General features: G+C 42.8%; 15 protein-coding genes and 1 pseudogene. 7 read left to right on the top strand and 9 right to left on the bottom strand.

The genetic code is table 11. From position 1 onward, the window contains the following. Positions 1–64, bottom strand: a 64-nt coding sequence (locus ICN30_RS11820) for a transposase (RefSeq protein ID WP_223146557.1), incomplete at its 3' end; no start/stop codon positions are given. Positions 65–423: 359 nt separating this feature from the next. On the opposite strand from ICN30_RS11820, the gene ICN30_RS11210 reads away from it, so the two are divergent. Continuing rightward, entirely contained in the window at positions 424–564 is a 141-nt protein-coding gene (locus ICN30_RS11210) for a hypothetical protein (RefSeq protein ID WP_216275728.1), read from the top strand. A 227-nt stretch (positions 565–791) separates the two neighbouring features. On the opposite strand, the gene ICN30_RS11205 is transcribed toward ICN30_RS11210, so the two are convergent. From ICN30_RS11205 to ICN30_RS11185, 5 genes are all read right to left on the bottom strand, one after another. Continuing rightward, positions 792–1,583 carry an enoyl-CoA hydratase gene (locus ICN30_RS11205; protein WP_216275726.1) on the bottom strand — a complete coding sequence of 264 codons (792 nt, stop codon included), beginning with the start codon at positions 1,581–1,583 and terminating at the stop codon, positions 792–794. A 37-nt stretch (positions 1,584–1,620) separates the two neighbouring features. Next, positions 1,621–2,073 (bottom strand): PaaI family thioesterase, encoded by a 453-nt coding sequence (locus ICN30_RS11200; RefSeq protein WP_216275724.1) that lies wholly within the window; start codon positions 2,071–2,073, stop codon positions 1,621–1,623. Between the two features lie 107 nt (positions 2,074–2,180). After that, complete coding sequence (locus ICN30_RS11195) at positions 2,181–2,759, bottom strand: peroxidase-related enzyme (RefSeq protein WP_216275722.1); 579 nt, start codon at positions 2,757–2,759, stop codon at positions 2,181–2,183. Between the two features lie 46 nt (positions 2,760–2,805). Beyond that, a complete protein-coding gene (locus ICN30_RS11190) occupies positions 2,806–3,789 on the bottom strand; it encodes an MDR family oxidoreductase (RefSeq protein WP_216275719.1) in 984 nt (327 codons plus the stop codon). A 52-nt stretch (positions 3,790–3,841) separates the two neighbouring features. Beyond that, the gene (locus ICN30_RS11185) at positions 3,842–4,402 is read right to left on the bottom strand and encodes a TetR/AcrR family transcriptional regulator (RefSeq protein ID WP_255533231.1); all 561 of its coding nucleotides are present in this window, start codon (positions 4,400–4,402) and stop codon (positions 3,842–3,844) included. A 153-nt stretch (positions 4,403–4,555) separates the two neighbouring features. On the opposite strand from ICN30_RS11185, the gene ICN30_RS11180 reads away from it, so the two are divergent. From ICN30_RS11180 to ICN30_RS11815, 4 genes and pseudogenes are all read left to right on the top strand, one after another. Beyond that, positions 4,556–5,536 (top strand): tripartite tricarboxylate transporter substrate binding protein, encoded by a 981-nt coding sequence (locus ICN30_RS11180; RefSeq protein WP_216275715.1) that lies wholly within the window; start codon positions 4,556–4,558, stop codon positions 5,534–5,536. 49 nt (positions 5,537–5,585) lie between these two features. Beyond that, on the top strand, positions 5,586–6,230 hold the full coding sequence (locus ICN30_RS11175) for a glutathione S-transferase family protein (protein WP_223146610.1): 645 nt from the start codon (positions 5,586–5,588) through the stop codon (positions 6,228–6,230). After that, positions 6,227–7,168: pseudogene (locus ICN30_RS11170) on the top strand (FAD-dependent oxidoreductase); the annotation flags it as partial. The gene ICN30_RS11175 and the pseudogene ICN30_RS11170, both read left to right, overlap by 4 nt. A 54-nt stretch (positions 7,169–7,222) precedes the next feature. Next, on the top strand, positions 7,223–7,588 hold the full coding sequence (locus ICN30_RS11815; RefSeq protein WP_370626651.1) for a hypothetical protein: 366 nt from the start codon (positions 7,223–7,225) through the stop codon (positions 7,586–7,588). Between the two features lie 62 nt (positions 7,589–7,650). Here the strand turns inward: ICN30_RS11815 and ICN30_RS11165 are convergent, their stop codons facing one another. From ICN30_RS11165 to ICN30_RS11155, 3 genes are read right to left on the bottom strand one after another with little or no spacing between them, the layout of a single operon-like run. Beyond that, a complete protein-coding gene (locus ICN30_RS11165; RefSeq protein WP_216275710.1) occupies positions 7,651–8,841 on the bottom strand; it encodes a CaiB/BaiF CoA-transferase family protein in 1,191 nt (396 codons plus the stop codon). Beyond that, on the bottom strand, positions 8,831–9,589 hold the full coding sequence (locus ICN30_RS11160) for a CoA-transferase (protein WP_255533230.1): 759 nt from the start codon (positions 9,587–9,589) through the stop codon (positions 8,831–8,833). Before ICN30_RS11160 ends, ICN30_RS11165 begins: the two co-directional genes overlap by 11 nt. Next, a complete protein-coding gene (locus tag ICN30_RS11155; protein ID WP_255533229.1) occupies positions 9,586–10,398 on the bottom strand; it encodes a CoA transferase subunit A in 813 nt (270 codons plus the stop codon). The genes ICN30_RS11160 and ICN30_RS11155 overlap by 4 nt, the downstream gene beginning before the upstream one ends. A gap of 325 nt (positions 10,399–10,723) precedes the next feature. On the opposite strand from ICN30_RS11155, the gene ICN30_RS11150 reads away from it, so the two are divergent. Together ICN30_RS11150 and ICN30_RS11145 are read left to right on the top strand one after the other, a co-directional pair. After that, positions 10,724–11,362 carry a response regulator transcription factor gene (locus ICN30_RS11150; RefSeq protein WP_216863435.1) on the top strand — a complete coding sequence of 213 codons (639 nt, stop codon included), beginning with the start codon at positions 10,724–10,726 and terminating at the stop codon, positions 11,360–11,362. A gap of 83 nt (positions 11,363–11,445) precedes the next feature. Continuing rightward, the gene (locus ICN30_RS11145; RefSeq protein ID WP_216275706.1) at positions 11,446–12,687 is read left to right on the top strand and encodes an FAD/NAD(P)-binding oxidoreductase; all 1,242 of its coding nucleotides are present in this window, start codon (positions 11,446–11,448) and stop codon (positions 12,685–12,687) included. Positions 12,688–13,025 lie beyond the last annotated feature (338 nt).

Genomic DNA, 13,025 nt, shown 5'->3' with positions numbered 1-13,025 from the left:
GTTCAACTACCTGTTTGACTGCCTCTAACTTGAACTCTTCAGTAAACCGTCTTCTTGTACTCATGACACACCTCCTAATAGACTAAATATTAGGCTAGAAAGTGTCTATAGAAGTGGTAGCGATTCAAGGGATGTACAGGCAATTGATTGACCAATAGAGGCAATCGCAATGGATGCAGCAGTCACAGCACCTATTAACTTATTGAAATTCATAAAATTCCTTAGGAGTTTACGATTAAATAGAACTTCTAGAACTATACCGAAAACTGACGGTGGGCTTATTAAATGGCGCACCCCAAATATGACCGTCCGATTTTGGCCGGACTCGGTCGGTCAAAACCCTAGAAATAGTCTCTTTTGAGTGTCTGCAATGGGTAAAAAAGGAGTCGCCAAATATGGATTGAATCGTCCTTTTAGATCATCATGAGCGATTCTTTTGAGCGTAATACGCACTATCTGCGGAAACGATTCACATTTTTTATTTCTGAAAATAACCAGCAAACCCATACTGGTGGCGGTGGACACAGTCACTACCCATATCGTCTCAGCATCCCACCCTGCTAACAGGGAAATTTACAGGGTATTGAGGCAAAAATAGAGTGAAGGTTCTGAAAAACCGCTAGCACAAGCTCAATACAAGCACTCTTCCTGAGAGCTTGTAAATCTAGGAACAGGGAATAACAGGGAAGTTACATCAGCACAAATTATGTGCAAACCCCGCTTTAGAGGAATGTCCGCCATTAGCTCTTGATTTAGTAGCCCTTGACCACTCAAGTAACCAAGATTTGAATTTAATTATTAATTTTTTGCCATATAGGTTGACGTTTCTCAATGAATGAGCTGATACCCTCACGTGCATCATCCATTTCAAGATTTTTTTTCATAACATCTGCTGTATAAGAATATGCATCATCTATTGACAACCCAGCCTGACGATAAAAAGCCTCTTTACCCATGGAAATTATGGATGAGGATTTTCCTGCAATTTTTTTTGCCATTGATAATGTGCAAGCCTCCAATTGATCTGGCTCAACAATTTCATTAATAAGACCAAACCGATAGGCCGTATTTGCATCTATTAGATCGCCTAAAAGTAACATCTGCATAGCATGCTTACTAGATATATTTCTGGAAACTGCAACCATTGGTGTTGAACAAAATAGACCAATATTGACACCAGGCGTTGCAAATTGTGAAGTAGTGGTAGCAACCGCCAAATCAGCACTAGCAACAAGTTGTACGCCTGCTGCTGTAGCATATCCATGTACTTGAGCAATTACCGGCTGAGGAAGTCGTAACATTGATTGCATCAATATCGTACAACTAGAAAATAGCTTTTCTATATAGCCTGAATCAAAATTTTGACACTTTATTTCCCTTAGATCATGGCCGGCACAAAATGCAGTTCCGGAGCCAGAAAGAATAACCACCTTAATTGATTTATCTTGCGCAATTAATTGAAACTCACACTGAAGTGCAGAAATCATCCCTAGTGACAAAGCATTTCGAGACTCAGGGCGATTCATGGTGAGGATTGCAATTCCATCCCAATCGCGTCCAAAAACATACTCTTTTTCGCCCATAAAAATATCTCCCTATAACCAGCCAAGGCTTTTGCTTTTAAATTTTTATTGCTAACATTTCAGCGGTTGCACACTCAATGCTATTTGCATATAACGTCATGCTAACTTCTACTTTTCGCCCCACAACACTTTTGAGACTACCATTTACGGTGAGTTCAATGCCTATTGGAGTAGGGCGCAAAAACCTCACAGCTAAGGATCCCGTCACAAATCTTATTAACCCCTGACTTTCACCCACCGCTTCCTTTCTGAGTCTATTAGAAAATGCTGATGCGGATGCGGTACCATGGCAATCAAAAAGAGATGCGATCATTCCACCATAAACATGATCGGGAACGCCTCCACTATATTTACGTTCAATGGTGAATTTTGCAATCGTATCCACCCCATTCCAATAACTTTTAAGCTTATGGCCAGCTAGATTATTTTTGCCACATCCATAGCAGTGACTGTACTCATCGGCATATTTATCTTGAAATGCTTCGCTCATATTTTTAACTTTAATCTAGCTTACCTAAAAATGCACTACAAACTGTGCTTATCAAAACTTTCTGCTAGCTTAGGATAGTTTTCAATATGGGCAAGGCCAGACATTAATCATCGCCCCATTGAATAAAACTCATTATTTGGACGCATGGCAGTGACATTGGCCATGCGATTAGACAGACCAAAGAATGAAGAAATACCTGCGATATCCCAAATATCATCTTCGTCAAATCCGTGCCCTTTTAAAACTTCAAAATCAGCATCCCCAACGAGATGTGCAGTGGCTGAAACTTTCATCGCAAAGTCCAACATTGCTTTTTGACGGGGAGTGATGTCTGCCTTGCGATAATTTGTAGCAACTTGATCTGCAATAAGGGGATTTTTGCCTCGAATACGCAAGATTGCGCCGTGAGCAATGACGCAATATTGGCACTGATTCACATTACTAGTAGCAACTACTATCATTTCTTTTTCGGCGATAGTTAGATTGCCTTTTCTTTCCATTAATGCATCGTGATAAGCGAAAAATGCACGGAACTCATCAGGACGATATGCCAATACAAGAAATACGTTTGGAACAAATCCGGCTTTCTCTTGAACAGCAATAATACGCTCTCTAATGTCCTCTGGCATATCTTTTAATTCGGGAACTGGAAAACGGCTAACTGCAGGGTTCGATTGTTGACTCATAGTATTTCCTTATAAATATGATGATTAAATAAATTACATTTGGGGATTAACGATTCACATCTACAACTACGCGACCGCGCACCTTACCTTCTAGCAATTTTGCACTTACTGCAATCGCCTCTTCCAAACTGACTTCTGTTGTGTTGGACTCTAATTTTGAAATATCAAGCAATTCGGCGAGTCGCTTCCATGCTTCGATTCTGCGCTCTAAGGGAGCCATAACACTATCAATTCCATAGAGGGTAATACCGCGCAAAATGAATGGCATGACAGTTACTGGCAAATCAGCCCCTCCAGCAAGACCACACGCTGCAATGGCACCACCATACTTTGTAGTGCTGCATGCATTTGCAAGCGTAGTGCTTCCTACAGAATCAACTACCCCGGACCAGCGCTCTTTTCCTAAAGGTCTTCCTGGCTCCGAGAGCTCTTTTCGATCAATAATTCCCGCGGCTCCCAAAGACTTTAGGTGAGCCCCCTCTTCCAATCGACCTGTCGATGCGATGACTGTATATCCCATTTTCTTAAGCAATATAATCGCAATGCTACCAACTCCACCATTTGCGCCAGTAACTAAAATTTCGCCATCGGTTGGTTTTATCCCATGCTTCTCTAGCGCCATCACGCAGAGCATTGCCGTATAACCAGCAGTTCCGATTGACATTGCCTGTCGTTCCGAAAATTTATCTGGTAGCGGCACCAGCCAATCACCTTTTACGCGAGCTTTCTGTGCCAAGCATCCACTGTGGCTTTCGCCTACTCCCCATCCATTCAATAGAACCTTGTCGCCCTCTTTCCAGCGTGAATGAGAGCTTTCAATAACGGTTCCCGCCATATCTATGCCTGGCGTTAGAGGGAATTTACGAACTACAGGGCCTTTTCCAGTGATGGCTAAACCATCTTTATAGTTCAAAGTGCTCCATGAAACCTGAATAGCTACATCCCCTTCCGGTAACTGAGCTTCATCAATAAACTGCAGACTTGTTCTGTAACCTGAGTCATCTTTTTCAACCACAAGCGCTTTAAACAATTCATTCTCCTTTTAAATTTAGACCGACTGTCTAGTTCAAGACAAAAAAATATTAACTCGCTGCCAACACCTCAAAAAAGTATTGGGTAAAAGTATCAAGCGCCATTTCACTATGCTCCAACTTCGCCCTCAGCACGGCCCCCTCCCAGCCAATCCAGAAAAAAGCTGAAAGTTTTTTTACATCAGCCTTTTTAGACAGCTCACCAATTGCCTGAGCCTCTAACAAGCAAGCAGCTAGATGGTCCTGCCAGTTGTTGAAAGTCCCAATTAATTTTGACCTAAAGCTTTCAGGCAATGAACCCATCTCTTGACCAAGATTTCCTATTAAACATCCACGACTGAAATTAAAACGAGCCATACCTTCTTTTGCATCACGTATGAAGGCTTTAATGCGATCGAGCGGCGAGAGCGCCTTATTTTCAAAATTTCGCTCAAGCTTACGCGCAAAAAATTCTCCATAAAGGCTAATTAACTCCAATCCAAATGCTTCCTTGCTTTCAAAGTAGTGGTAGAACGAACCTTTTGGAACGTCAACTTTTTTTAATATCTCATCAATTCCCACAGCTGAAAAACCCTTTTCCGTAAGGACTTCAAGTCCCGTGCGCAAAATCAACTCCCTCGTATCGATCGCATCGTTACGAATCTTGGGGGGTCTGCCCCTGCGGGTTTGTGAGATGTTTACATGTGCCATTTTTAATGTATATTAGACTGGTCGTCTAGAAAATGCAAGATTCAAATAAAAAAGTTAACTATTAAGGAGATAGAAATGTATTTTAGAAAAGCGTTCCTTTCCGTTCTAACCGCAACAGTGGGCATTCTCGCTGCCAGCACCGCTGTAGGTCAAGAATACCCAAAAAACGATAAGCCAATCAACATCATTGTTCCATTCGCTCCGGGCGGAGCATCAGACATTCTCGCTCGCTTAATCGGCCAGAAGCTAAGTGAAGCTTGGGGCACTAACGTGATCGTACAAAACAAACCTGGAGGCGACATGGTAATTGCCTTGCAGCAAGTTGCCCGCTCAGATAAAGATGGGTACACGATTGGCCTGACAACTAGTAGCTTCGCGCTAAACAAAGTTGCTAAAAAAGATTTTCCAATGGATCCTGTGACTGACTTCGCATTCATTGGTCTTATTGGGCAATCTCCATACTTACTATCAGTTAATGCAGACTCAAAATATAAGACTTTTAAAGATCTCGAAAATGCATCGCGAGAGAAAAATAGTAATTTTAGTTATGCATCTTGCTGCTTTGGTACCTATTTTTCTGCGGAGATGATCAAAAGCGTAACCAAGCTCGATGGGGTACACATACCCTATAAAGGTAGCACTCCCGCCCTCAATGCAATACTTGGCAAGGATGTGGAGTACATAATTGATACGACAACAGCAACCAAGGCCTTTATCAACTCAGGCAAAGTCCGCCCATTGATGGTTACGACGCGTAAGCGATCCAATGCATTACCCGATGTGCCAAGCCTGAATGACGCAGGAATACCTGGGGATTTCGACATTGGCGTTTGGTATGGGTTTACTTTTCCAGCAGGCACACCCACAGAAATTGTCAAGAAAGCCAACTCAACCCTGAATAAAATTCTTGCCATGCCAGATGTTAAGGCAAAGATTGAAGGCTTTGATATCGAAGTTACTCCGAGCACTCCAGAAAAAATGAGTGAAAGAGTATCAAAAGACCTCCAGATGTATACGTCTGCAACAAAATCTGCAAAGCTTAATTTTGGACAATAACAATGAAGCGCCCACAAGGGCGCTTCATACATCAATAATTCAGTAAAAAATGTTAGAGCTATACACTTGGGGAACGCCCAATGGACACAAAGTCCACATCATGCTGGAAGAATGTAATGCAGAATTCAACATTATTCCTGTTGATATTAACAATAAAAGCAGCATTGAGATAAAAATCTCGCTGATTAATGTTAATAAGAAAATTCCGGTTTTAGTCGATAACCACGGATCAGATGAAGGTAAGAAGGTGATTATTTCTGAATCTGGCGCCATTCTTATTTACCTAGCCGATAAATACCAAAAATTTCTTTCGCAAGCAATCATAGAGCGATATCAATCCCTACAATGGTTGATGTTTCAGATGAGCGCTGTAGGCCCAATTATGGGCCAATGCAATCACTTCAGAGGCAGAACGAATCTTGATGATACCTACCCGCTTGAGCGATTTGAAACTGAAGTTAAACGTCAACACTCAGTGATGAATTCTCACCTAAGTAATCATAGTTACTTTGGTGGCTCTCAATACTCAATTGCTGACATGGCAATATTTCCTTGGCTTCGTCTATCAGAGAAACTTGGCATCTCATGGAGCGATTACCCACACTTGCACAGGTGGTTCGAAGAAATAATGGAACGCCCTGCGGTGCAGCGAGCACTTAAGCTTCCCCATATAACTATAGCCACCAAAATATGAATAAACTAAACAAGTACGACCTCATCACAATTGGCGCGGGTTCTGGTGGTATAGCGGCATCCCGCCGAGCTGCCTCCTATGGAGCTAAGGTACTTTTAATCGAAAGCAGCCGCATTGGTGGAACATGTGTATTACGCGGGTGCATTCCTAAGAAACTATTGATGTACGCATCAGAAATGAAAAGTTTGTTTGATGAAGCGAGTGCATTTGGTTGGACTGAAGTGATGTCAATCTTTGATATGAATCGGTGAATACAATTAAAAGATGACGAGCTATCACGTCTAGAGAAAATTTATCGTGAAATGCTCGAAAAGTCTGAGGTTGAACTTATTTCAGGTCACGCAAAGCTTGTGGATGAAAACACTGTGGAAGTAGGTGGCCAGAAATATCAATCCAAGAGAATTTTAATTGCTACCGGTGGATCGCCTTCAATTACAGCTATTCCAGGCTTAGATCAAGCATGGACATCGGACGATATTCTTCAGCTAAGGGAGCTACCTTCATCGCTACTGATACTTGGCGCTGGTTATATTGCCGTAGAATTTGCCTCAATACTTTCGGGGCTAGGGGTTCAGGTTTCCATGGTCTATCGTGGCAATCTACCACTACGTGGTTTTGATGAGGATCTGCGCCTCAATGCAGTTCAAAATTTAGAGGCTCATGGCGTTAAGCTATATCCGCACTCCTCCATGAGAGTTCTTGAAAGAGCGGTAAATGGTTTTAGCTTAAATCTTCTGAATGGCTCTACACTACATGCCAAAAATGCACTAAATGCAACAGGTCGCTCTCCCAATATCTGGGGTCTTAATCTTGAATCCATTGGTTTAAAAACTGATGAATACGGCGCAATTCCAGTGGATAGCTATAGCCATACAAGCATTCAGAATATCTGGGCGATTGGTGATGTTACGAACCGAGTAAATCTCACTCCAGTAGCTATTGCTGAAGGTCGTGCCTTTGCGGATACTGAGTTTGGAAACAGCCCCACCCAAGTGAATCATACAAATGTTTCAAGTGCTGTATTTTGTTCGCCTCCACTAGCAAGCGTTGGCCTAACGGAGTTACAAGCGCAAAAAATTGGCCAAACTGATATCTTCACAAGTCAGTTCAGACCTATGAAAAAGGCCTTTGTTAAAAGTGAAGAGCGGACTTATATGAAGTTAGTAGTAGATCGTAAATCCAATCGTGTACTTGGCGCTCATATGTCCGGGGCAGATGCGCCAGAAATAATACAAAGTCTCGCTATTGCTATTAGCGCGGGCGCCACAAAGCATGACTTTGATCGCACTATGGCACTGCACCCAACCTCAGCCGAAGAATTCGTACTAATGCGCAACCCTACACGAACATATGGTTAATACCTTTCTAAGTTCTAGAGCGTACTAACTCTCTTTAGAGCCCTGCTAATGAATCTTAATATCTAGAGTAGAGGTTTCCTTGGTAGAACGCTGGCATAAATAGCCGGATCAATGCCCCGCTCTCTTAGGACTTCGTCAGTATGTTGCGCAAATGATGGAGGACGCATGCGATAGGTTGCGGGAGTTCGTGAAAGCTTTACGGGACTTCCTGTTCCACGATAACCATCTAAGTCAACAATCATACCTCGATGATGAGTATGCGGATCCTCAACAACCTGATCAATAGTACGCACTGGACCACAAGGAACGCCTGCCGTAACCAATTCTTGAGAAACTTGCAAACCATCACGAATTGAAAGCAGCCCCACTAACTCTTTGCGCAATTCTTCACGATTTTTATTGCGCAATGAATTGGTTAAATAGCGATCATCAGCTCCAAGATCTGGACGTCCCAATACCTTACATAAAGTAATAAATTGACGATTATTTCCAACTGCCAAAAATACTGGAACAGTACTTGTTTTAAATGCGTCATATGGACAAATATTAGGATGCCTATTACCGCTACGCTGAGGTACCTTGCCATTTAAATAATAGTTGGGCAAATGGGGATGCAGCATTGATATTCCAGAGTCGTAGAGTGTTGCTTCAACAAATTGCCCTTGACCACTTTTGTTGCGCTCTTGCAATGCAAGCAGGATGCCAATCACGCCATTCATGCCTGTGACCATATCAATGATGGGAACGCCCATACGCAATGGCTCCCCTTGGGGCTCACCATTTACACTCATCAAACCCGTCATAGCTTGCACGGCTGCGTCATAACCTGGCTGACCTCCATATGGGCCATCCGCACCGAAGCCAGATATACGGCAATGTATTAAGCGGGGAAATCTACTTCTTAATTCTTCGGTACCCAAGCCCCACCTCTCCAAGGTTCCAATCTTGAAGTTTTCTATAAATATGTCTGCATCCTCAAGTATCTGCAAGAGCAACTCCTGCCCAAGAGTCTGGGTTATATCGATAGAGATGTCCCGCTTATTCCGGTTTACCCCAATAAAATAACTTGCCGCATCGCCAACGAATGGAGGACCCCATCCACGGGTTTCATCACCCATTGGAGGCTCAACCTTTATGACATCTGCACCATGATCAGCCAAAATCTGGCCGCAGAAAGGGCCACCCAATACTCTGCTGGCATCAATAATGCGTATGCCCGAAAGTGAACCTGATGTTGCATTTTTACTCTGCATTTGCGGCTATCTCCTCAGTAAGTTGTTGTGCAAAATCTGGATAAGTCTCTTTAAGCTGATCAAGCACTCGCCCACGCAATAACATGAGAGTATCTTCATCAGGCAAAGGCGTTGTGGTTAACTCCGGGTCAATATCAAAACTAAAGCCTGTGGCTGCCTTCACATCTTCCAGAGTGTGCCCTGGGTGCGTATACAAAAGACGAAAACGCGCGCACTTAGGGTCAAACATAAACAATGCCATTCCAGTTAGCAAAGCATAAGGCCCCCCTTTGCGGTAGACCTCGGGGGCACTCGTACCCGGTGCGCTGATGAAGTCAACCTTTTCCACAAACACGCGGGGCGAATGCTCCTCTCTAAAAAGAATTACCTTGGGAACGGTAAAATACAGATATGCTGAGCCAAATGACCCTGGCCATCGTATACGCATCTCTGGATACTCACCCACCCCAACTAGGTTGATATTCCCTTGGCCATCTATCTGTCCACCACCAAGGAAAAATGCATCTATGCGACCTTGCCCAGCGCAATCAAAAAGCTCAGCTGACCCATTTGTAAAAAGATTATGTTTTACTGATCCTAGAATCGACAACCTTACCGTGGGTTCATTTTTTAACTGTTTTTGCGCCCTCAATAGCATTGCTGCTGCCGCGGGGATTGGGGATGAGGCGCCAACCGCCACATGACGAGCGCCGTCCAAGAGTGACGCAATGGTAAAAATTAGCCGCTCTCTCAAGGTTGCCGTACTCATGCGTACATCTCCGAAATCCATTGTTTAAAGCCTTCTTCTGTTCTCGCATGTTGGGCGTAGCGCTGTAGCGCCGCAGTATCTGGACCATATTCTCCCCAAAGGCCATATGGCCATGCACCCTTTTCAACTTTGGCTATGCCGTTTACATATAAGGCGGGTAGCACACCAGCGGCCATTAACTCATCATCAAGAAAACGAGAATCGACAATCCGCTCCACAGTTACATAGGTTTTCTTGCTAGCATATGCCATGGCAGCTAATTCTCGACGGCGACCTATCCATACGTTTCCTTCACGGTCAGCCATCGGGGCATGAAAAACCGAAACATCAGGATGCAATGCGGGGACTATAACTACTGGGTCAGTATGTGATGCAAATGGGTTTTGCATCACCCTCCAGTCTGACCGTTGCAGCAACACATCCGTACCTATTAGCCCACGCATAGCCATAAATGGAGCCCCCTTTTGCGCTGCCATTAGTCCCGCATGTATTGCTGGGCAGGTGCTATCCTTCATTCGAATAGATGTATTAGCAATCGCCCGCATAAAGCATGGAGCTCCGCCAGCCTCACCGAGAGTGACCGCGCTAGTCTCTAGACTTCTCACCAATCCCGATCCTATAAGAATGTCGTGCAATAGTCCGGCGGTGGGGACTCCCAATAAGTTCAGCTCACGTGGGGAGCGCTTTAGCAATGCAGAAACAATACCCATGGGGACGCCAGCATAGTCCACGGGTATTGCCAATCGGCATTCGTCATGAATTTCTGCAGCTATCCCCTCAACAGTAATTGGCGCCATAGCTTGCGACATTTCATCTCCTTTATGTACTACCAGCATGGATTAAATTTATTAACAGAGCCAATATATTTGGTATATTAGACCGATCGTCTAATTAATGCAATTACTAAATACACATTTCAATATGTCCGACAAAAATCACGCTTTTAGCCAACAGAGTTAGCCATATCAAATTGGAACTGTATTTTTCAAAATCTGAGAAGCTGGTCAAGAATCGCAATGCATATCCGTACTAACAACTTATTAATCCCAGTAATCATGCATTTCCGAAGCGAATTGAGAGGTCTAGGACCAGCCAATTCAAGCCATATGACTAAATTTTAAACGGGAATCAATATTGGAAACGAATGATGTAGTTTATGTCGTAGATGATGATCTAGCCATTTTAGATTCCCTAAAATGGCTATTAGAAAGCAATGGTTACATAGTTATTTGCCACCACAGCGCAGAGAATTTTTTAAAATTCTTAGAAAATACAGATCAATCAACACCCTCATGCGCACTTATAGACGTCAAAATGAAAGGAATGTCGGGATTAGATTTACAGGAAAAACTGATAGACAATGGGTTTAACTTTCCAGTGTCGTTTATAACTGGTTATGCGGATATTCCAATGGTGTCAAAAGCATTTCGGCATGGTGCCATTGACTTTATTCAAAAGCCTATTAATGAATATGCTCTTTTTGAGCTGATTAATAGGATGTTGACGAAATCGTATGGCATGAAAAAAGAGTTGATGGAAATTACTCGTATCAAAGAAAAGTTAGAGACTTTAACCCGACGAGAAAAAGATGTAGTGAGGCACATAATTTCAGGAAAGTTAAACAAAGAAATTGCCGAAGTAATGGGCATTGAGGTTAAGACAGTGGAAGCTCATCGAGCAAATCTAATGGATAAGCTTCAAGTAAATCGCCCTACGACCTTGCTACTACTTCTACTTAGACTTGAACAAGCAAAAGTCACCGCGATTGAGTAGTAATAAAAACATGACTCCGCACAACCCAGCATAATAAAACGTCTACTCTTAATCCAACAGAATCCCAAGTACCGGAAAAATTAATGTCAAATACAGTTAGAGAAAATCATTTTGATGTAGTTATCGCTGGTGGAGGTGCCGCGGGAATAGGACTAGCAGCCAGCCTGAGATCACGCAACAAATCACTCAAAATTGCAATTATCGAGCCCTCCGACCACCACTACTATCAACCTTCATGGACGCTAGTAGGTGGTGGAGCATTTAATGTGAAATCTAGCAAACGACTCACGAAAAACATCATCCCAAATGGTGTCACGTGGTTACAAGATGCAATTATTAACTTCAATCCAGATGTAAATCAGCTAATACTTAAACAAGATAAAGCGATTACATACGAATATTTGACTGTAGCCATGGGGATAAAAACTGACTGGGATGCAATTCCTGGCCTGCTAGAAACAATTGGAAAAAATGGAGTGACCTCAAACTATAGCTATGACTATGCGCCATACACTTGGGAATTAGTAAAGAATCTAAAGTCTGGAGTAGCAATTTTTACTCAGCCACCACTACCAATCAAATGTCCAGGCGCCCCACAAAAAGCTATGTACCTATCTTGCTTTGAGTGGGAGAAACAGGGTATGCTAAAAAACATAAAGGTTGAGCTAAATAATGCTGGCAGTATGCTTTTTGCGGTTGCTGATTTTGTTCCCGCATTAATGGACTATGTCAAAAGATACAATGCCGCACTGAACTTTAATTGCAACCTTATCTCCATCAACGGAGAAAAGAAAACCGCCACTTTTGAAGTTAAAGATGGAGATGGAAAAATTTCTCAAATCAAAAAATCCTTTGATATGTTGCATGTTGTGCCACCACAAAGTCCTCAAGAATGCTTAAAAAATAGTCCAATTGCCAATGCTGGTGGATGGGTTGATGTCAATCAATCAACCTTGCAACACATGAGGTATCCCAATATATTTGCACTCGGGGATTGCTGCTCCTCGCCCAACTCTAAAACTGCCGCTGCAGCGAGGAAACAAATTGTGGTCGTAGCGGAAAACTTGCTTGCCTTTAGAATCAAGAAGCCGATGCCATTAAATTATGACGGCTATGGCTCATGCCCACTCACGGTAGAGCGTGGAAAAATTATTTTAGCTGAATTTGGTTTTGGCGGAAAACTAATCCCTACCTTTCAATGGCTGATAAATCCACTAAAAGCAACCAAACTCGCATGGATTCTTAAAAAGAATATATTGCCCTGGCTTTATTGGAATGCAATGTTAAAAGGTAAAGAGTGGCTGGCTCGCCCCTCTGGAAACTAGTGACTTAGAGATGTGTGAGATCCTTAATGTTTGGTTTTTTATATCTTCCAGTGCATATATCGCGCTTGTAAAGTAATAAGCCATCATATTTTCCCTCTATGTATTTACATAACCCCCCAATTGTGTACAAACCCCGCTTTATAGGAACGTCTACTATTAGCCCCATAAGAGTCATTCAAAGCTAGGTATTTTGAGACTCCCGAGAGTCGTATTTCGACCTTGATTTCAACCCGTCGATGCAACAGTTAGGGCAAAACGTTCTGCCGGTGTTTGATAGTTTAGTGTTTTTCTAGGACGTTCATTGAGTTGCCTTGCTACAGCATTGAGTTTGGCTTGGG

It is taken from the genome of Polynucleobacter sp. 31A-FELB (assembly GCF_018882405.1).
GTDB lineage: Bacteria > Pseudomonadota > Gammaproteobacteria > Burkholderiales > Burkholderiaceae > Polynucleobacter.
The sequence above is the reverse complement of the archived record's forward strand: the minus strand, read 5'-3'. Positions and strand labels throughout refer to the sequence as shown.